Genomic DNA, 758 nt, shown 5'->3' with positions numbered 1-758 from the left:
CATCAACTCAAGAACTAAAAAACTCATCTTAAGTTTGTTGATGTTCTCATACGCAAACTCAAAAACTAACAAACTCACAAACTTACACTAATGTGTAAAGCGTCATCGCCTGCATGAGTTTGAGGTTTCTGCGGCACATCCAGGGGAATGTGAGGCTTCGCAGAGGAATCTGGTATTCTTCCACAATCTGATAGAAGAGGGGCCGGCTGAGCAGTTCGGGGTTGTGTGCCAGCAGGAGGAAGGCGTCTTTGCGGAAGGCATAGAAGACGGCTTTCTTGAGCTCGGGCAAAGTGCCGGCTTCGGTCTCCGTGAAGATCTGTACGGGCTGTGACAGTCCTGCCTGACGGAGGTTCCGGAGTGCCTCTTCCTGTGAAAAGCTCCCGTCTGTGTAGAGCACGATTTCTTTTTTCCCGGCTTCTTCGCGCAGGGCCTGCATGTCTTCGGGAAGAACCGATTCGGCTTTCCGGCTGATGGCTGCAAACTGCTTGCGGAGCTGTGCACGGGTGACCCGTTTCACTGCAGAGAGGGTATAGAACATGTAACGGACGATGTATTTTCCTCCGCGCAGGTACGAGTCGTACAGCTCGTAATGGAAAGCTTGCATTTTCCGCATTTGGGAAAGGAGCTTTCCGGATTCTACGGGAATGAGGTCCGGCTGTTCAAATTCCACAAGAGTGGAGGAAATGAATTGCATGGCGATTGGGGTTGATGTTTCGCAAGTATTTCATTCTTTTGGCAAGACAGAGAATGTGAACTTG

The 758-nt window shown here is 50.1% G+C and carries 1 protein-coding gene; it reads right to left on the bottom strand.

The genetic code is table 11. From position 1 onward, the window contains the following. Positions 1–82: 82 nt before the first annotated feature. The gene (locus tag WKU26_RS12600) at positions 83–694 is read right to left on the bottom strand and encodes a hypothetical protein (protein WP_340322306.1); all 612 of its coding nucleotides are present in this window, start codon (positions 692–694) and stop codon (positions 83–85) included. Positions 695–758: the final 64 nt, after the last annotated feature.

This window comes from Phocaeicola sp. HCN-40430 (assembly GCF_037890285.1).
GTDB classification, from domain to species: Bacteria; Bacteroidota; Bacteroidia; order Bacteroidales; family Bacteroidaceae; genus Phocaeicola; species Phocaeicola acetigenes.
This window is presented reverse-complemented; position numbering and strand designations above follow the sequence as displayed.